The organism is Sutcliffiella cohnii, from assembly GCF_002250055.1.
Lineage (GTDB): Bacteria > Bacillota > Bacilli > Bacillales > Bacillaceae_I > Sutcliffiella > Sutcliffiella cohnii.
Genome location: NZ_CP018866.1, coordinates 1,406,408 through 1,424,722, shown reverse-complemented (window position 1 = coordinate 1,424,722; position 18,315 = coordinate 1,406,408). Strand labels below are relative to the sequence as shown.

Genomic DNA, 18,315 nt, shown 5'->3' with positions numbered 1-18,315 from the left:
TTATACTTATAGAATGGTGATGGCAAATGGTCGTATAAGTTAAATGCCAACAAATTCAAAAATAAAAAGGATAAATGTACCGGCTAACTAACCGTATACATCTATCCTTTTTCTATAACAAAAGACCTTATCTACCACAACAACAAAATTGTTTGTTGTTCAGCTCTCGCTACCGGTTGTTAAAGTAATAGTTCAACACCTTTTAGTAAAATAAACATGAAAATAAATACTATTCTAATATCCCAAAATAGCTACATACTGATTTTGCAATCCAAACCTATTATTATGCCATCCTAGTGTGTTTAAAACATACCCTAAAGAATCCGCATTATATCTTCCAGCAATTTTTTGGTACGCTAATAGCTCAAATACTTTATTTGAATCAAAATCTACAGGATATAAGCCGCTTAGAGGATTCACAAAGCCTGTAATAGGACTCTTCAGATTCCCGTTTTCATCATATATTTCATTTAAATACTCAGGATCTTTTGTAGAAATGTCTATAATGTACTTTTTATTATTGATCTTGCTGACAACCTCAACTTTGTAATTGTCTTTATAAAAAACCTCATATTGATATTGCTCATTATATATATTGAAATCAAATAGTAATTGGGCTGTATTTTTCACGAAGGAATAAATATAATGGTACATGATTCCTCCGCTACCACCAGTATTAATACTTATTAACATATCATCTACTCCATTGCCGGTAAAATCCCCCAAGAATATAGTAGGATTGTAACCAGCATTCTCACGAAGTTGAACACTGTTTACTACTCCAGTTCTACCATCTTGTACGAGAAGGGTAATATTTTGAATAAATGGACTATCTGGTGTAGTAATTCCGGTTAAGTAGACATTATCTGGCACTCTATCACCAGTTACATCCCCACGAGCAAATGAAACAATAATCGGTTGATTCGAATAAGTCATAGAATAAAAATTATTCATACCATACTCCCTTTCACGATGACGATCATAAACATTTTCTAATTAGAATTAATATGCTTATAAAGCTGCAATTATTAAGGTATATCTATTCAAATTCATAATAAAATTTATAAGGTCAATTACATGCATGGGATCGGTTCTTTTGCTTCCTTTGCTTTTTCTGCTTTTTTCATCATTAAGGAGGGAAAAAATGAAAACATTCAGTTCTTTTTCTGGTACGGTTACGATGATTCAAGATCACTTAGTAAGTTCCGATGAGGAATTAATGGGGTGTTTTAAATTAATGTCCTTATTAAGAGAGGATGGTTCAATAGTAAATTTCGTTATTAGTCCAAAAACCTATTTTCTAGACCATGTTATTGTTTCAATTGGAGACCGTGTAACTGGTTTTTATGATGTCAATGCACCTGTACTTCTTATTTATCCACCACAATATCAAGCCCTTATTATTGTAAAAGATAACCCTTATCAAAATGTAAAGGTAGACTATTTTAACAGCCAGCTGATAAGTAGTGATGGGCAGTTACAATTGAATATTTCTAGTAATACTCCTATATTATTAGAAAACAATCAGCCCTTCACTTTGAATCCTGCAAATCGAAACCTTCTTGTTGTATATGGGCCTACTACATTTAGCATACCAGCCCAAACAACTCCCTATAAAATCATTGTAATCTGTTAATCTCTTTTAGAAAAATAAGGGGTTAAAAGACCCCTTGTTTATTGATAGTTGAAAATTAGCGTTGATATTTTTTACTCTAAGCTAATAACGCGTTGTTTTCTTTATTTTTCGTTCCAAGCCTATTACAATTTTCATATTGAGGCTTTGAATCTCTTTATTTTCCCATTAAACCCTAATATATTATTTATTATTATGTCGTTTGTTAACTTCCACCGTAATGAACTCCGGCAAATAGCTGGGAGTACATCCTTTTGCTACTATGTCATCTTTGTAAAGACCCGTTTTCTCACCAAGTTTAATACAACGTGCACGATTTTTTTCATCATAGACGCCTATCCAGCCTGCAGTGAAATTCATAGCCCATTGAACTTCCGGTTTTTCCTGTGTAATATTAGCTTCTAATGCAGATAGTAAGTCTGCCGTGTTATCAGGCGGTGTTTGTCCCGTCCATCTTAATCGCGCCTGATAATACCAGAAAGTTCGCCTTTGAAGAGCAGAAGGGCTTTTTTGCCATGACTCCATCAAGAAAATCGTCTTCTTGTCTTTCGTGAGCTGATTAGCCATTAACCAATCCATTAAGTTATTTCGCTCATCAAACGTGTGCCTCTGCATATCCTTATCAAGCTTATTTAGCACATCTTGTGAAAGGAGTTTTTTATCCATAATTAAGATTGCTAATAGTCTCTGCAAAAACTCTTCGGTTGACCAAAGTTCCATAGCTAGTTTGTGATCTTTTTTAATCTCCTTCGCGATTTTTCGTAAGTCGCCTAGCTTAGTTTTACTATTGATCTGAGCTAGAATGTTTTCTGCTTTTGAAGAGCGTTTTATCTCTGTATCTTTGTTTTCATTCATTTAATACAACTCCTTTATTAACCGTTAAATAGTTATTTGTATTTAAAAGTAACCAAATTACATCCTTCACATCTAATTGCTGGAATTTTACTCATTTTTAGAATTGAATCCTTTACTAATACTTCACTACCAAAATCAGCATAGATTGAATCAGCTGATTCTGACCAACAAATTCGTCGTGGAGAAAAAATGTACCCCTGCTTTACCTCAGTACTACATTCAGAACATTTTACAATATCGCTCATATTTACTCATACCACCTTTTCTATTTTCCCTTCGTTTGTATTCTATTTCCTTTTCGAACTAACGGGTCATTAGTTTAAGTGAAAAAATTCACAATATTACCAATCCTTCATACTAAAATGATAACAGAAAATAACAAATTATTGTTTTCATTATTCATAAATATGGAAATGATTCCTCAAACAAAGAAAAGGTACCTTGTATTCAATTTAAGGTACCTTTAAGACAAGTCTTCTTTTTTACGAACTTATCTTTAAACATTATCAAGTAAGGACTTAATAGCCTGTAGTATTTTGAGGAAGAAGGGCCTGGAATTCGTTCATACAAAATGCGTGCACAGCCCCCATACTATAAGGCATTTATCCAAGTTTGGTAAGCAACATCTCTTTATGGTCCCATTGCCTTCTTTAGCTGAGTGACCGTAGTAACTAGAAACGTAATAAACTGAAACTACCACTATGGTAAAGAATGAACAATCCGAGACCAATTAATATAATTGGAACTGCGACATGCCCGTATCTTTCCAAGACCTTTGCTGCTATTGGCGCCATAACAAGTGCATAACCAAGGAAACACCACAATGCCAGCATAATAAAGAAGACTATTAGCGTGATTGCATTATGACTGATTGGCTGACTAGCAAAAATCGGTATGTAGATTGCAATATTATCCCCACCATTGGCAATTGTTATAGCGGCTACGTTTATAACTGATCCAGTCCCTGATATGTTGGTAACATCCTCGTCATTCTCTTTACTTTTCCGCAAGGTTAGTAGCCCATTCACCCCCATGTATATTGGAACAAAACCTAACATTCCAATCCATGGAACAGGAATGAAAAAAGAGCTTAGTGCACCAATAATGCTTAGAGCGACTAGTGAAGTAAAACCGAGAAACTGACCAATTACAACATGCCTGGTCTGTAGTCCGGGTTTTGTCAAAACAGCTGCCTCACTCCCGGTGACTTTAGCTGTCCTTATTTGTGAAAATAAAGCCATTAGGATAAAGATGTCATCAACATTTGTAGAGGCAAACGCGACAATTGATGAAATGATGGTTGTTAACATGCGATTGCCTACCTTTCTTGTTTAGTGGTTACAGGTGCACGCAGTTCCTGTGACCACTGTCCCAACTTCCTACCGTTCTCCCTTAATACCCGTAAAAAGAATCTTTGTGGATATTCTTTTTAGTAATGCTGTTTTTTTGTAGGTGGGTAGAGATGGAGTCTACCATTGATTTTGGTCCTGCAACGAAGTACTGTGCATCGTTTTTATTTAAGTTAGTGAATTGGTCGATTTGTTGACGTAAGTCATTTCTTGATTGAAGGTACGTTATTTGAATAGATGTGTTTTTTGCAATCTCATCTAATTCTTCTCTATATACGAAGGATTCATTGCTGTCGTAATAAAAGAGGTGAATTGGCTTTTTCGTGTTAGTACCTTCTGCTTCTATTTGTTTTACTATTGATCGAAATGGGGTAATACCAATTCCGCCTGCAATTAGGAGTGCCGGAACGTCCTCTTTTAAATAAAACGATCCAACCGGTCCGCTCATACTAATTTTCATTCCCTTTTCTAACTCTAACATTGCTTTCTTAAACTCACTCGGATTATCATTGATTTTCATCGTAAGTTTCACTACATTTTCGGCTGGTGCAGATGCTATCGTAAATGGACGGGTATGATTTTTTATTTTTCGTTGCGTAATTCGAAACAAACCATGTTGCCCGGCTTTCCATGTTAAATCTGGCTCTTTTTCAAATAAAAAACTGTACACATCGTCTGCTTCTTTATAGCTTTCTATAAATGTTAATTCTTTCTTTTTAAATATAGCAATCATATCTTGAAAAAAACTCATTTGCTTACTCCTCCTGTAACCCTCTCCGTATTTCTATTTTCCTCAAAAATGCCTTACTTTTCCTCCATCACTTTTTTCAGCTCTTCTACCATATATGACCAACCATATTTTGCGCCATTGAACGCCGCTTGATTTTCTTCATCGAATCCTGTTTGATCTAGATGTAAGTAAGTTATGTCGCCATCTTCTTTTAATGTCCAAGTGACAATCGTGTTTATTGGTCCACCTACCCATGTGTAAGATAGCTTAAAAGGCTTTTCTACTACCAATACTTCACTTTCTACAATTAACCCTATTTCCGGGTTTCGGAACTGGCATTTGTATCCTACAATTGGTCTAAAATTATTTTCCATCACCCATTGTGCGAGCGTATCCGAATGGGTTAATGCGTCCCACACTTTATTAATCGGGCTTTTAAATTGAAAATCTAATGATAAATCTGCCATACTTTATTCCTCCAATATATTTTTTAGTAACATCGCTCTTTCATTCCAAAACTTCTCATAGAAGGATAACCAGTCTTTTACTTCTTGTAAGGGAGCTGCGTTTAATCGATACCTTGTTTCTCGACCAAATTTGCGGTTCGTAACTAAATTTGCTTTTTTAAGGACCGCCAAATGTTTGGATACAGCGGTACGCCCCATGTCAAATTGCGCAGTTAATTCGTATAGAGGTAGCTCCTCCGCATCTGCCAACAAACGTATGATTTTACGCCTTGTTGGATCCGCAATCGCTACATACACGTCATCCTTTCGGCAAGTATTTTCCAACATCCTCCCACCTCCAAAAAATAAGACACCATTTAGTGTCATTATTATATGACACTAAATGGTGTCTAGTCAATAGTTAGATTTGTTTGAATAAACGGTAGTAAACAAAGGACAGGGAATATAGAACTCGACAAAATCGAAAAAAAGCGTTTCTTCATCTTAAAGAAATGCTACCAGCTAGTACAAGAGTTTTTCTATGGATTGTATGAACTAAATTGGAAGGAGCAATTGGTTCTAAATTAACTTCTAACAATGTTATACTTATAAAATTGTGTTCGCAAATGATGTTTCAAGTTAAACTCACACGAAACTATCAATTTCCATGTCCTCGACTTTCTTTCCCCTTCATCCGTTTTATTTTTTGATTCTTTTTAACTTTCGTACTATAATAATCAAATACTATTATCACATTACTATATATAGAAAGAAGGATATTATTTGCTGGAACAACAAAGTACTGTAGAAAAATTATGGACGAAAGATTATTTTTTAACGTTTAGTTATGCCATGTCAACACAGATTTCAAACAATATGTTAATGACAGCACTCCCGTTATACGCGATTCATCTCGGCGGCGATAATTCGATTTCCGGGATGCTTTTCGGTTTTTTCATGTTTGTAGCCATACTTTTTAGACCTTATTTTGGTAAATTATCAGATGAGAAGAGTCGTAGAATTGTGCTCATTATTGGTGCTATCGTAGCCGCATTTATTACCCTTTCCTATGTTGTTGCATTTTCTATTAGTCTACTATTGATAATGCGTAGTTTACACGGAATAGGATTCAGCGCTACGACGAATGCTGCCGGAACTGTTATTTCAGATATTGTTCCAAAAAAACGGTTAGGAGAAGGGATCGGTTATTACGGTTTATCCAATACACTAGCGACGGCCATTGGACCAGCTTTAAGTATTTATTTGATTCAACAGTTTAATTACCAAGTACTTTTTATTGTAGCCGGTTTGATTGGTTTGATCTCCATTGTTTGTAGCCTTTTTATTACGTATGAAAAACGAAATCCGAATGCTTTTGTAAAATCAAAACAAAAACGTAAAATCTCGGAACTACTCTTTGAGAAAACTGCTCTTCCAACTGGGTTGGTAACGGCATTTGTCTATGTTGCGATGGGTGCAGCGTTAACCTTCATTCCAACCTTTGCGCTATCTTTAGGGATTGTTGATATCGGTTTATATTTTACGGTGTATTCCTTTGCTCTATTGTTCACAAGAATTGTTGGTGGGAAATTAGCAGATAAATATGGTAGTTCCTACGTCATTATCCCTGGTTTATTTATCATGGCCGGCTCATTTGTCGTGTTAGCCTATGCATCTACACTCGGAGGTTTTATTATTTCAGGTGTCCTCTATGGATTAGGATTAGGTTTTGTGGAGCCCGCTTTAAATGCTGTTATGATTAAACTTTGCCCCCCTGATCGAAGAGGTGCAGGGAACTCGACGTTTTTTACAGCAAAAGACTTGGGTAGCGGTGGCGGAGCAATTGCGTTAGGTTTTATTTCCCTTCAAGCAGGTTTCAAAGCCGTTTTTCTATTAAGTGCTTTAAGCATCATCATCGCATTCTTGGCCTATTTTTTCGTCCTTCGAAGACAAATGAAGAGGGTAAGATTAGCCGAAAAGGCAACATTGCAGGCACGTGTAAGTTAACATTCATAGCTGTTTCGAAAGGCCAAGTACCTCTTTTGATTATGGTACCCGGCCTTTTATTTTTTGGTTTAGAAGGAAGATATAAAGGCGGAATGGAGAGTATTAACAAGGGGATTGGAATTAGTGGTTTACACATTTTTTCAATTGTTGTTAACATTTTTGGACATATAGCTTATGTTCCCTCATTTAATCTCATAATATTTTCCGTCTTTTACGACTAAATAAATCCTCGATAAACGTATGGTAATAAAGGTCAGTAAATGGCTTAAAGTACTCGGAAATATGCTTCCGTTTTAACGGCACTTTGAATTTAAATATTAAAAAAACAGTGGAGCATAAAGATAGAAACAGTGTAGTTAAAGGTTTTCTAGTGAATAAATAGCTGTACATAAACATCTTTCCGTATAATAAACTGGACCAATAAATATTCCAACCATGAGCGTAGAGGATTAATTGTTTCTTGTGAGCAAAAAATTCCACAACAGTAGCGATAAAAACCGACCTTAATAGATGTATACATTTCTTAAAAAATGTTACTGGCATTTTTGATAAAAATATAACTACTAATAATGGAGTTACTATTATCACATGCGCTATTCTAATAATTAACCAGTTAACCCCAGTCGGAATAAACTCCCAAACGAGATGTCTTTTACAAAGATAATAATAAATCAAATTAAATGAACTAACATAAAGGAGACTTTTATAATACTTAGGTATATCGCGAATAGATTTATTGAAGAAACTTATTAATATAATACCTACTACCAAAGCGAAATGCTGATTTCTTTTATTTCGTCTCTTTTTCATTACAAACCTCTTTAAGATTTTTTATTCCAGTATTAGGTTTCCTAATTCTACTACTACCATTCATTGTTTAATAAAAAGTTGAGTTATTTAAGCGTTTGGTGGTATTACTGAATAGCTTGGTCTTCTCCTAGATTAGTATCTTTCCTTGGTACATATTCTCACCCCAAAAAGCGTTTCTTCCTGGTGAAGAAACGCTTCCCTTTTACAAAAGAGTTTTTTATCTCTTTTTCACTTGTTATTTAGAAATACCCCAATACGTTTTACCGTTTTGTTATTTCAGCCACGAGTTGGTGGGAGTAGAGTCGAGCGTTGTGGTCATAAACCATTGTGCTCACCATTATTTCATCTACCTTTGTTTCATCTAAGAAAGATTGCAGCTTTTTCTTTACGGTGATTGGACTTCCAATAATTGTGGAACCTAATTGTTTTTCTAAAATCGCCTTTTCGTATGGGCTCATGAGCTCATCCAAATTCTCTACTGGTGGTTGTAATTGTGTTGGTGTGTTTCTCATCATGTTTAGGAAGCTTTGTTTGATCGAAGTGGCAAGTAATTCTGCTTCCTCATCCGTATCTGCTGCTATGACGTTTACTGCTACCATTGCGTAAGGCTCTTGATAATCCTCTGACGGTCGGAAGTTCTCGTAATACAATTTTAGAGCGGGTATTGTGTTTTCAGGTGAAAAATGACTAGCGAAAGCAAACGGCATCCCAAGTTGTGCCGATAATCTTGCACTAAATCCACTAGAACCTAACAACCAAATCGGGATATTCGCTCCTTCACCAGGGATTGCTCGTACCGGTGCCGAACCTTCAAAATAGGCTTGCAGTTGCTCTAATTGTTCTGGAAACTCAACGCCATTGTTGTAGTTTGCTCCACGGAGGGCATGAGCTGTTCGTTGGTCCGTTCCTGGTGCACGACCTAATCCTAAATCAATCCGGCCTGGAAACATCGCTTCGAGCGTTCCGAATTGCTCCGCGATTAAGAGTGGCGAATGGTTAGGAAGCATGATTCCACCTGCCCCTACCCGAATAGTCGAAGTATGCGCGGCTACATGGCCAATTACTAAAGATGTTGCAGAGCTTGCTATACCGGGCATATTGTGGTGCTCCGCTAACCAGTATCGTTTATAGCCTAGTTTTTCCGTTAACTGTGCTAACTCTAGCGAATGTTGGAAAGATTGGCTAGGCGTCCCCCCTTGCACAATCGATGCAAGATCAAGGACGGAAAAGGGTATTTCATTTATGGATTTTGACGGTCTATTAATTTGCATAGAATAACCACTTCTTTCTTCTCTAATATTTCTGTGTGTACGATTTCTGTTCCCTCGTCCTACCTCACAGATTTATGTATTTGCATTTCTATTTCTTAATATTTTCGTGCTCATTGTAAGGTTGAGCCTCTTTTTCATTTATTTATTCCTTTACGGGCTCCTTTTAGAATAAAAAACTCTCTTGTAAATGCACCTATTGTTAGAGACGCGATGACTACACCAAATAACGAAACAACCCGTACGAATTGGTGAGGAGAAAAAATTACTAGCACAGCATTGAACATTAAAACGATGCTATATACTATGATGAATAGTAACATACGATTAGTACCTTTCAACTTAAGCCTCACTCCCTAATAATAGTACGTTCATTACCTTGCTTTCGTTTCATTTTTTAATGCTACAAGTCACGAAGTACTCGCCCAAATTATTAATATTGTTTCTCAATCTTTAAAGAATTAACAACTACGGTAATTTGAAATATAAATCTTTTTTTATTTTTATAGCGTTCATACTACTAATGAGTGCGGTAGGAAACATTATTAAAAACACAAAAAAAGAATACCCAGAAATAAAAGAACAATTTATTGAATATTTAACGAGTACTCACGATTTATTGATATTTAATGGTTATGTTTATAAATCTAGTCGAAGTACTAATGGCGTAGAGGAAGGAGATTTCATTGGGGTATTTTACGACGAAAGAGACCCAAGTTTTATGATCCAACTTTCTATCAATCAACATGATCATTCGTTTAGAGATACATTTGATAGTAAAACATTTTGGATACGACAAGAAATATTTGAAGTTATGAATAAATATAGAAAAGACAATGAGTTCAACGGATATCTTGATTTTTCACCAGAAGGTATACGAGGACCTAGTTTAACTTCAGTTACTTATGGGAGTATTAATCCCACGATCAATTATTCAGTTATCAGTGAAGAAATAGATATTGAAAAAGAATTAGAGACAGATTTTCACATTGCAAAAGAAGTAAATGAAATCATAAAAAAACATTATGATATGGAATTAAATAGAGTAGGAGTCACATACTTTGAACGAAATGGTTTTGATTTTGAAAGTTACCTAGAACAATATATAAAAAATAACGGTGAAGGTATATACGGTAGTTCTATTACAAGCTATGGTCATTTAAATAAGCCTCATGTGTACGGTGTGAAAAATGTGTCTGCTCCAATTAGAGTGTTTGAATATGGAGTTAGTAGATTTGAAAAAATGGAATATCGCTTGCGGTTAGATAGTCTTGATCAATTTAAAAACGAAGCGAAAAGAAATTATAACGAGCAGTATAAAAAGACCGATTCAATAAAATGAATCGGTCTTCCTTTTGGATTAAGGGGACAGCAAAATATTACGTTCGCCCCCTTTACCTATAAGACGCCGTATTTGATTTTTACTCGATGAAGTATTTTTAGCCAGACGGCCGAGAATATGGTGATGAAAAATACGTTGGATAGAGCGTGGGCGAGGTCAAAATAGAAACTGGCAATGTAGGCCGATGCGAACACTTTCCAGGAAAGCTCTTCAAAGAAGCCTAATACGAACCATAGATTCATAATCCACCCAAACAAGAATCCCCACACAAACCCAAAGACATTTTTTCCCCAAAAACTTTTTAGAAACACTGTGTTTCTTAACAAGCCAGCTGTAAAGCCAATCATGCCCCAGCTGAACATTTGCCAAGGTGTCCACGGACCTTGGCCTAAAAAAATATTAGATACAATTGCCGCAATACTTCCAACTAAAAAACCAACTTCTGCTCCAAACACTAATCCTGCCATCATAATAACAAATGAGGTTGGTTGTACACTCGGTAAAGAAGCGAACGGCACTCTACTAACCGCCGCAATCGAAGCAAGCATCGCAATTAACACCACTTCTTCTGCCTTAATCTCTCTATTTTCAAATCGGACGAAAAAAGGAAGCATCGCGAGCCCTATCATGATAAAGCTTAAAGGTAAATAATATTTTTCTGACCAGAGAACGACGGCTAGAACGAAACAAGTGACGAGTATACTTCCTACGTATAATACTTTATTCGTGTTGGCCATTGAATGGTAACATCCTTTTCTGTAATAGCATTCGGGCACTCTTCTCCAAACGCCCGATTAAATGAAGTCGTATAAAAGAAATTTTCTCGTAAAAATTGTAATTTCTCCTCCACTGAATGTATTTGTCCGTCAAAAAGCATGCCACACTTTGTTGCATTCAAAGCAGCAAATTCTACATCGTGGCTTACCATTATAATAGTAGTCCCTTTTTCTCTAACACCTTTTAACCAGTTGCTTAACCTAAGCTTTGAAACAGGGTCTAACCCTTTTGTCGGCTCATCTAATAATAGTAAGGCTGGGTTCGCTAATAATGCTAATGCTAGCACCACTTTTTGTTGTTGCCCTCCACTAATATCAAACGGATGTTTATGTAACACGTCTTTCAACTCGAATACGCTCACTAATTCCGCTAACCGAGGGACCGCTTCATCTATATTTGGTAATCGTTCTATTCGATCGTCTAATTGATTTTTCACCGTTTCTTTCGTAAAGTATAGCGCTGGATTTTGATGAACGTATGCTACTAAGGTAGATTTTTCCTGTGTCGGTATTTTTCGAGTATCCCTACCTAAAAGTTTCATCTTTCCTCTTTGTGGTGTAATGGCACCTGCAATACTTTGTAAAAATGTCGACTTACCAGAACCGTTCCCACCGAACAGCATAAATAGTTCTCCCTTTTGTACAGAAAGTGAAAGATTTTTCAAAATAGGCGGAGTGTCTTTTTCATACTGAAATACGATGTTTTTACACTGAAAGAGTACCTCTTCTTGCACAGAGTTGTCCTTTTTATGTAAATCGCCACTAGTAAACGACAGACCACTTGCCTTCCACCAACGCTTTGCCTCCTTTACGGTTAAAGGTAATGCATGATGGGGGTCACTATTCACTTCAAAATAAAAACGACTTATCGCTGGTATATATGAAACGGAGTCTTTTTGCTCGTCCCAAATATGCTGTAGTACTACTGCCGGATGATTTGCATAACAAACGCTACCATTTTTTAAAAATACTACTTTATTAGCAATAGGAAGTGTTTCATCCAATCGATGTTCGCTCATCACGATGGTAGTAGAAAACTCTTCATTAATTCTGACGAGTAATTGTAAAAAATCTCGTGTGGCAATAGGGTCTAATTGGGCGGTCGGTTCATCTAACAATAAAACTTTTGGACGGAGCGCCATCACTGCCGCTACATTTACGAGTTGCTTTTGTCCTCCAGATAACTGATGAACGGGTATGTGTAACCACTCTTCCATTCCGAAAAATTGAACTACTTCTGCAAGTCGGCGTTGAATTTTCTCACTGGAATACGCTAAATTTTCCATCGCAAACACTAATTCTTGCCATACGGTATTCATCACAAGTTGATTGTCAGGGTCTTGAAAAACTATTCCTATTTCTTCCACTAATCTAGTACTCTCTATCTCTTCTAATCCTTTTCCATTATAAAATATAGATCCAGACAAAGTACCTACTGGACGTACCTCCATCTTCAAATGTCGTAATAAGGTTGTTTTTCCAGAACCAGATGGACCACAAAGCACGACAAAATCTCCTTCTTCTACTTCAAAGGAGACACTAGTTAAGGAGGGTTGATCACTATTCGGGTATGCAAAGCTCACATTTTCGATTTTGTACTGTACCAATATATCCACTCCCTTCCGTTCATTACTGTTGGGATTAAGACAAATAAGCTAAAGCATGTTAGATGAACTAGAAATGCTGGTGTAATAATGATTGGGGGTAGCGTAGGATAGATTTCATATGAAATACTCCCTAGCACGACACCTATGCATACGAATGCAGCTAATATAAATAGGTAGCTTCCTACATATAAATCTCTTGATTCAAGTCTGTATAATACCGCACTACTTCTATTCTTCTGGACACCATATCCACGTGCCCTCATCGAACTGGCCGTTTCTAGCGCTTCCTCTAACGACCAAGAAACTAACGTATGAAGCATCTCCATTCTTGCTGTTAGTCGTTGTTTTTTTCTTAAATCTTTACGTAAATTACCTTGAATTTGTTGTACTGTCGTTATTTCTTTTAGCCTTCGATAAAGAAGCGGGAGAAAGCGTAGGGAAATTGTTATAATAAACGCACTTTTTGGCGCTATTCTGCCAAACAAATATAAAAATTTCGTTGGGGTAATTACTAGATTGAACGCAACAAAAGTGATCAAAATACACAACAACGATAAACTAAGCGTTGCACCATATACAATTGATTCTAACGTCACCGGACGATCCCATGCATAAAGTAAAATGGTTGCGCCTCTACTTGAAAAAAGTGGGTTTAATAAAATGATGACACTAGAAAGGAGCACGTACCCTTTCCAATATTTCTTTAATTTTTTTCCCTTATCTAAGGAAATATTCAACAGGATAATACCGACAAGCAGAAACAGCAAATAAACAGGATGCTTCAATATCATGCTAGAAAAAAAAATAACGGAAAAGTAGAAAAATAGAAGTATCGGATGAAGAGTTGTAAAACTAGTTTGCATGTTAGTCCTCTCCATCCCAAAGCCCATCATCTACTCCGCCACCAATATCTTTACCTAAGTCTTCTGTATAAAGCCATCGGATATGTTCTCCTGCTTTTACTGGCCATATACCAGCGCTTCGATTCGGAAACTTTCCGTTAATACTGTACATCCAACCACTGCCAGGTCCTCTATCGAATTCATATAAATTATTAATTCCTTCTACATAAGCAGTCGCCCCTCTACCGCGGAATTCCATATGGATTTGCCGAGCTCGGGTTTCGCGTTTTAACACTTCTAGTACTGTATCATTATTTACTATCTCGACTTCTACCGTTGCTAGTATCGTTCCAATGTCTGGCGAACCTATTATCGTTAAAAGGACGGTTTCAGGAGGGGGAGCAGGCTCTTGCTTTTTCTCTTCTTTTTTATCTTCCTTTTTATCTTCCTTTTTATCTTCCTTATACGCACTATTTTTTTCTTGCTTCGATTTCTCTGTCACTTGTTTATTTTCGGTAGTTTGACTATTTTTCTTTTCTTGTGACTTTGGTGTTGTACTAGTTGCTTTGGATCGGTTTGTTTTCGTCTCTTGACTTTCAGTAGATGATGTATTGACAGAAGGGCTTGACGGTTGGTCCAAAACCGTATCAGCTTCAAACGACTCGCTCGTAGCAACGTTTGCTTCTTGCTCTGCCTCTTCTTCCACTTCTACTTTTCGGTTCTCTTTCGCGGCAAGTCCCGTTTCCTTTTTAAACCCTTGAACAACATCCTCACCTACTACTACTTGCGGATCATCCAGTTTTTGTTCCACAGTAGCTTCAAGAGCAGAATTTTTCGAGATAACTTCTAAACTAATAACTGTAGTTAAGGCAGCTAATAAGAGAATGCTAAAAATGATTAACTTTTTTCTTGTCATGACAACCCTCCTAAAAATTAAGGAAAGAAAGGAGAAGTCTCCTCCCTTTCTTTGTAATGTTTACCCTTTTCTTGCTTGTAATCGATATAGGAATGTACCGATAAGGAGTAAGGCAAAACCAAGAAGTAAGAACTGGTAAATGGATGTAGCTGTTTTTGGAAGTTTATTTTTCACATCACCTGTATTGCTTCCAGCTTTGTTCGATTCTTTCTTTCCTTCTTCTTTATTTTCGTTATTGGCGTTATTTTTTGGAGCTTCCTCTTGCTGTTTTCCTTCAGGCTGTTGTTCTGGTTTTGGTTGTTCTTTACCTGGTTTCTCCTCTTCTTTGTCATCTCTCGGGTTTGATTCGACTTCTTCTTCCTCATGAACGTCTTGCATGTTATAAAGTGAGGCCTTCCCATTTTTATTTCTCTCATAGGCCGCCAAAGCCATAAGTGCTTGATGGGAAGCCATATAGTTACTTTCATCTCCTAAAGTGTGAGCCATTCCACCATCTTCGTTCGCATATGCGTAAAGTGCTGATAATAAATCTCCTTCTGGTTTAATGAACTGCCCATCTTCTACTTCAATTTTCAGACTAGAAAGAGCAATAATAACTTGAGAGACACTCTCACTATTTTCTACTCCCCAAAGCTTATAGCCACCATTTGATAATTGCGTTTCTGCCAGCCATGCGACTGCACGTTCTGTTGCCGTTTGTACTCTTTCATCTGTTTGATAGTTAGATAATGCTTGTAAGGTCATTGCTGTGACATCTACATCACTTATAGATCCTTTTGCAAGAGGAAATCCTCCGTCATCATTTTGTTGGTCCAACAACCAATCTACTAAACTATCACGATTCCAAAGCGCGTCCTCTGGTATTTCATATGAGAATGTATCTAGCGCAATCAAGGCATATGTTACACCGTTCGTACCTTGGTTCGTCAGTCGCTCGTGATTATATATTTTTTCAATAAAATTATACCCAGCTACATCTGTAGGGTCTTTTCCAATGGCAGCAACCGCGATGGCCATTCTTTCGTAATCGGTAACTAAACGGAAGTTCCCTTCTCTTTCTGTTACGTAATCAACTAATGTCCCGTAATATTGCTCTGGAACGGAATGCCCACTTCTCGCTAAAGCAATTGCGTCCCAGTCATTAAAGTTGTCATGCTGTGAAAAGTCTGTATTTTTTAGTATCCACTTGGAAATTTGCGTTGCCCACGTACTTATTTCTGGCAATTCACGTTGTGGGGCTGGTGGTGTTGCTTGTTCTGCCACTTTTACAACAGTTGTGACGAGTAAAGCTACACTTCCTTGCTCTATGTTTGCCGGTAAAGAAAAAGTCCCGGTTGCCGTATATTCTCCTGATTGAGTTGAGTTAAATCCATCAATAGACCACGAAAGTTGGACTTCGTGCTTATTGCCTTTACTATCTGTTAGATTCGTAGTTGGTGTTAAATGAAGGAGTGCATCTTCCTTACTCGTCCCAAACGGTACTTCCACTGATTCCACTGGATCAATTGCTTGGACCAAAGGTAGTTTTTCTGTTACGACTACTTTAATAGGCGTCGGGCGAATCATATTATAGGAATTTGCTCCAAACTTTTCTGCTGTAACCCAATACGTACCTACATTCGTTAACGGAATGGAAGCCCTTCCATTTTGATCTGTCTTAAATTCACTTTTTTCTCCATTAATTAAAATGGTTGCATCTGCTATCGCTTCATCAGGTGGTGGAGTTCCCCAGTTAGCTGGCTCTCCTGTCACCGTAAAAGTAACTTCATCCCCTTCTTTTACTTCCGTAGCAGAAGCAGCAATTTTTCCGAAATGATGATTCATCATATCCCCGATATAATATAACTCTACGATATCGTTGTTAGATAGTTCGTAAGTTCCTACTCCAACAGAAGGAGAAACACCATTTACTTTATACATCCAGCCTGATGTAAAACCGTAATCAAATTCATATACATTATTCACACCAGCGATATAGTTACCTTGATAGCCAACGTCAATAACAGATTTTTTGGTTACGTCTAGACCTTGTAGTTCAAGCGCTTTAATGATGGCATGAATGGCTAAAGGTTGGTCATTCGTAAGATGCCAATTACCAACTTTATTGTTTCCGACCGTTCTTGTTATATCGTAAGGGGCCAGTTCAATAGTAGTTAAAGGCGCTACTGTTTTGTCCCAACTCTCAATTCGAACGGAAATGTTAATGGTGTCCTTTTCACTAGCGGTTGCAGCAATAGGATGAAATAACGAAAAGATTAGTAGAATGCTAAGTATCGTTGCTATACTTTTTTTGAAAAATGAATGTAACAAGCTTCTCTCTCCCTATTTAAAGATTTTTTCTTCTCCTGACGTTGGTGTGGTGATAATTATTGATGTGACGAATTACTATGTAGTGGGATCTAGTTGGTATTCAGCTTTTTAAACAATAAAAAAACACCTTCCCTTCTTTTTGTTGAAGGGAAGATGTTTTACACAAATAAGACACATCTGTGTCATATGTAAATAGTCATACAAGATCATATCTTCTCCTTCCCATCCTCGTGAGATTACTAGAGTACTTGAATGGCTGGTCTCCTGGCTTCGCTTCACCACAAGCTTATCCCCTTCCCAATTTTCATAAAAATCAGTGGATACGATAAGTTGCTCCGCGTTACAGTGGCGGGACCGCGTCGGATTTTAACCGAACTTCCCAATTAAGCTTTCTAAAAAAGCACCATAAAAGTTTCTATTCAATTTTTGTACTACAAACCTATTATAGATTTAAACAAATTATTAAACAACCATAATTTGCTAACGGATGAATGGTGAACAAAGGGACAGGAAAACGTTCCACACTTTTTTGACATCGCTTTTAAAAATGTGTGAACAATGATCCTACCCTCTCGTTCACTCCTAATCCCACTTCCGAAACGACACTTCCATAATAAATTCATTATCACGTACATTAGCTACTGCTTTTCCACCCTGTTTATTAACAAGTTGCTGAACAATATGAAGCCCCAATCCAAGATGTGTACCCGTACGACTAGAATCCAGCCTATAAGTTCGATTAAAAATCTGTTGGAGTTTCGCAGCATCAATCTTCTCCACATCATTTACTGCCCTTAACCTAATGTATTCCTCTTCCTCAACAAAACTTATTTTTAAATAGCTTTTGGCATAAGTTAAAGCATTTTGAATGATGTTCGTTACAATCCGAACGGTTGCTTTGTTGTCAGCAAGAATAGGAGGTACACTCTCCTCAACCAATTGTACCTGTAATTGCTCTTTCTCAAAATCTTCATAGAACATTAGCATTGATTCTACAACAATTTGATCTAGAGACTGTTTCTCCATCGTCAATTTCTTGTCAGAGGAATCAAGTTGTGATAGTTCATAAAATAAATCTACAATCATCGTGAGATTATCGATTTTCTTCTGGATAATCTCTAGGAATTCTTTCTTTTCCCCTTCTGAAATAGACGGATCTGTTAAAAGCTCTGAAAATCCTTTGATCGATGTTAAAGGAGTTCGTAAATCATGGGAGATATTGGTGATTTCTTGCTTTAGTTCCATTTCTCTTCTTTCGACAGACTGTTGGTTCTGTTTGTATAATTGAATGAGCTGGTTGATTTTCGTCGCAAATCTACTCAAGTTTTTATTATGAGTATTTGTACGAACTAATTCATTTGTCCCGAAATTTTCACTGATTTCCTCTAATTGTTTTGTCATCCTTCTAATATCCCAATGGAACA

At 36.9% G+C, this 18,315-nt stretch carries 18 protein-coding genes and 1 riboswitch; of the genes, 3 read left to right on the top strand and 15 right to left on the bottom strand.

Annotation, left to right across the window (positions count from 1 at the left end; all coding sequences use genetic code 11):
* Positions 1-234: 234 nt before the first annotated feature.
* Complete coding sequence (locus BC6307_RS06795; RefSeq protein ID WP_066415937.1) at positions 235-954, bottom strand: spore coat protein; 720 nt, start codon at positions 952-954, stop codon at positions 235-237.
* Positions 955-1,144: 190 nt separating this feature from the next.
* On the opposite strand from BC6307_RS06795, the gene BC6307_RS06790 reads away from it, so the two are divergent.
* Positions 1,145-1,636 carry a hypothetical protein gene (locus tag BC6307_RS06790; protein WP_094366092.1) on the top strand — a complete coding sequence of 164 codons (492 nt, stop codon included), beginning with the start codon at positions 1,145-1,147 and terminating at the stop codon, positions 1,634-1,636.
* A 180-nt stretch (positions 1,637-1,816) separates the two neighbouring features.
* On the opposite strand, the gene BC6307_RS06785 is transcribed toward BC6307_RS06790, so the two are convergent.
* The 6 genes from BC6307_RS06785 to BC6307_RS06760 form a co-directional block, all read right to left on the bottom strand.
* Positions 1,817-2,488: a DNA alkylation repair protein gene (locus BC6307_RS06785; protein WP_066415941.1), complete on the bottom strand. Its 672-nt coding sequence runs from the start codon at positions 2,486-2,488 to the stop codon at positions 1,817-1,819.
* A 32-nt stretch (positions 2,489-2,520) separates the two neighbouring features.
* A complete protein-coding gene (locus BC6307_RS25205) occupies positions 2,521-2,733 on the bottom strand; it encodes a PF20097 family protein (RefSeq protein WP_066415943.1) in 213 nt (70 codons plus the stop codon).
* Between the two features lie 426 nt (positions 2,734-3,159).
* Positions 3,160-3,798 (bottom strand): cadmium resistance transporter, encoded by a 639-nt coding sequence (locus BC6307_RS06775; protein ID WP_066415946.1) that lies wholly within the window; start codon positions 3,796-3,798, stop codon positions 3,160-3,162.
* Positions 3,799-3,880: 82 nt separating this feature from the next.
* Positions 3,881-4,588 carry an FAD-dependent oxidoreductase gene (locus tag BC6307_RS06770; protein WP_066415956.1) on the bottom strand — a complete coding sequence of 236 codons (708 nt, stop codon included), beginning with the start codon at positions 4,586-4,588 and terminating at the stop codon, positions 3,881-3,883.
* A gap of 53 nt (positions 4,589-4,641) precedes the next feature.
* Positions 4,642-5,034, bottom strand: a complete 393-nt coding sequence (locus BC6307_RS06765; protein WP_066415959.1) for an SRPBCC family protein — start codon at positions 5,032-5,034, stop codon at positions 4,642-4,644.
* 3 nt (positions 5,035-5,037) lie between these two features.
* A complete protein-coding gene (locus BC6307_RS06760; protein WP_412766317.1) occupies positions 5,038-5,361 on the bottom strand; it encodes an ArsR/SmtB family transcription factor in 324 nt (107 codons plus the stop codon).
* Between the two features lie 435 nt (positions 5,362-5,796).
* Here BC6307_RS06760 and BC6307_RS06755 point away from each other — a divergent pair, with 435 nt between their 5' ends.
* The gene (locus tag BC6307_RS06755) at positions 5,797-7,020 is read left to right on the top strand and encodes an MFS transporter (RefSeq protein ID WP_066415963.1); all 1,224 of its coding nucleotides are present in this window, start codon (positions 5,797-5,799) and stop codon (positions 7,018-7,020) included.
* Positions 7,021-8,090: 1,070 nt separating this feature from the next.
* Here the strand turns inward: BC6307_RS06755 and BC6307_RS06745 are convergent.
* Positions 8,091-9,101, bottom strand: coding sequence for an LLM class flavin-dependent oxidoreductase (locus BC6307_RS06745; protein WP_066415969.1), 1,011 nt, complete (start codon positions 9,099-9,101; stop codon positions 8,091-8,093).
* Between the two features lie 134 nt (positions 9,102-9,235).
* On the bottom strand, positions 9,236-9,439 hold the full coding sequence (locus tag BC6307_RS06740) for a hypothetical protein (RefSeq protein ID WP_066415970.1): 204 nt from the start codon (positions 9,437-9,439) through the stop codon (positions 9,236-9,238).
* Between the two features lie 182 nt (positions 9,440-9,621).
* Between BC6307_RS06740 and BC6307_RS06735 the strand changes: the two genes are divergently transcribed.
* Positions 9,622-10,440 carry a hypothetical protein gene (locus BC6307_RS06735; protein WP_094366090.1) on the top strand — a complete coding sequence of 273 codons (819 nt, stop codon included), beginning with the start codon at positions 9,622-9,624 and terminating at the stop codon, positions 10,438-10,440.
* A 56-nt stretch (positions 10,441-10,496) separates the two neighbouring features.
* Here the strand turns inward: BC6307_RS06735 and BC6307_RS06730 are convergent, their stop codons facing one another.
* From BC6307_RS06730 to BC6307_RS06705, 6 genes are all read right to left on the bottom strand, one after another.
* On the bottom strand, positions 10,497-11,177 hold the full coding sequence (locus tag BC6307_RS06730; protein WP_084380731.1) for an ECF transporter S component: 681 nt from the start codon (positions 11,175-11,177) through the stop codon (positions 10,497-10,499).
* On the bottom strand, positions 11,147-12,823 hold the full coding sequence (locus BC6307_RS06725; protein WP_066421056.1) for an ABC transporter ATP-binding protein: 1,677 nt from the start codon (positions 12,821-12,823) through the stop codon (positions 11,147-11,149). Before BC6307_RS06725 ends, BC6307_RS06730 begins: the two co-directional genes overlap by 31 nt.
* A complete protein-coding gene (locus BC6307_RS06720) occupies positions 12,796-13,686 on the bottom strand; it encodes an energy-coupling factor transporter transmembrane component T (RefSeq protein ID WP_066421053.1) in 891 nt (296 codons plus the stop codon). The genes BC6307_RS06725 and BC6307_RS06720 overlap by 28 nt, the downstream gene beginning before the upstream one ends.
* Position 13,687: 1 nt before the next feature.
* A complete protein-coding gene (locus tag BC6307_RS06715) occupies positions 13,688-14,581 on the bottom strand; it encodes a DUF4430 domain-containing protein (protein WP_066421050.1) in 894 nt (297 codons plus the stop codon).
* Between the two features lie 60 nt (positions 14,582-14,641).
* A complete protein-coding gene (locus tag BC6307_RS06710; RefSeq protein WP_066421047.1) occupies positions 14,642-16,891 on the bottom strand; it encodes a DUF4430 domain-containing protein in 2,250 nt (749 codons plus the stop codon).
* Positions 16,892-17,128: 237 nt separating this feature from the next.
* A riboswitch (cobalamin riboswitch) is annotated at positions 17,129-17,314 on the bottom strand.
* Between the two features lie 159 nt (positions 17,315-17,473).
* Positions 17,474-18,292, bottom strand: coding sequence for a sensor histidine kinase (locus BC6307_RS06705; protein ID WP_235858316.1), 819 nt, complete (start codon positions 18,290-18,292; stop codon positions 17,474-17,476).
* Between the last annotated feature and the right edge of the window lie 23 nt (positions 18,293-18,315).

Coding starts and splice junctions, on each gene's coding strand:
- BC6307_RS06715 (WP_066421050.1), bottom strand. CDS start 14,581: ATGACAAGAAAAAAGTTAATCATTTTTAGCATTCTCTTATTAGCTGCC.
- BC6307_RS06765 (WP_066415959.1), bottom strand. CDS start 5,034: ATGGCAGATTTATCATTAGATTTTCAATTTAAAAGCCCGATTAATAAA.
- BC6307_RS06735 (WP_094366090.1), top strand. CDS start 9,622: ATGAGTGCGGTAGGAAACATTATTAAAAACACAAAAAAAGAATACCCA.
- BC6307_RS06720 (WP_066421053.1), bottom strand. CDS start 13,686: ATGCAAACTAGTTTTACAACTCTTCATCCGATACTTCTATTTTTCTAC.
- BC6307_RS25205 (WP_066415943.1), bottom strand. CDS start 2,733: ATGAGCGATATTGTAAAATGTTCTGAATGTAGTACTGAGGTAAAGCAG.
- BC6307_RS06785 (WP_066415941.1), bottom strand. CDS start 2,488: ATGAATGAAAACAAAGATACAGAGATAAAACGCTCTTCAAAAGCAGAA.
- BC6307_RS06790 (WP_094366092.1), top strand. CDS start 1,145: ATGAAAACATTCAGTTCTTTTTCTGGTACGGTTACGATGATTCAAGAT.
- BC6307_RS06795 (WP_066415937.1), bottom strand. CDS start 954: ATGAATAATTTTTATTCTATGACTTATTCGAATCAACCGATTATTGTT.
- BC6307_RS06730 (WP_084380731.1), bottom strand. CDS start 11,177: ATGGCCAACACGAATAAAGTATTATACGTAGGAAGTATACTCGTCACT.
- BC6307_RS06775 (WP_066415946.1), bottom strand. CDS start 3,798: ATGTTAACAACCATCATTTCATCAATTGTCGCGTTTGCCTCTACAAAT.
- BC6307_RS06745 (WP_066415969.1), bottom strand. CDS start 9,101: ATGCAAATTAATAGACCGTCAAAATCCATAAATGAAATACCCTTTTCC.
- BC6307_RS06770 (WP_066415956.1), bottom strand. CDS start 4,588: ATGAGTTTTTTTCAAGATATGATTGCTATATTTAAAAAGAAAGAATTA.
- BC6307_RS06760 (WP_412766317.1), bottom strand. CDS start 5,361: ATGTTGGAAAATACTTGCCGAAAGGATGACGTGTATGTAGCGATTGCG.
- BC6307_RS06705 (WP_235858316.1), bottom strand. CDS start 18,292: ATGACAAAACAATTAGAGGAAATCAGTGAAAATTTCGGGACAAATGAA.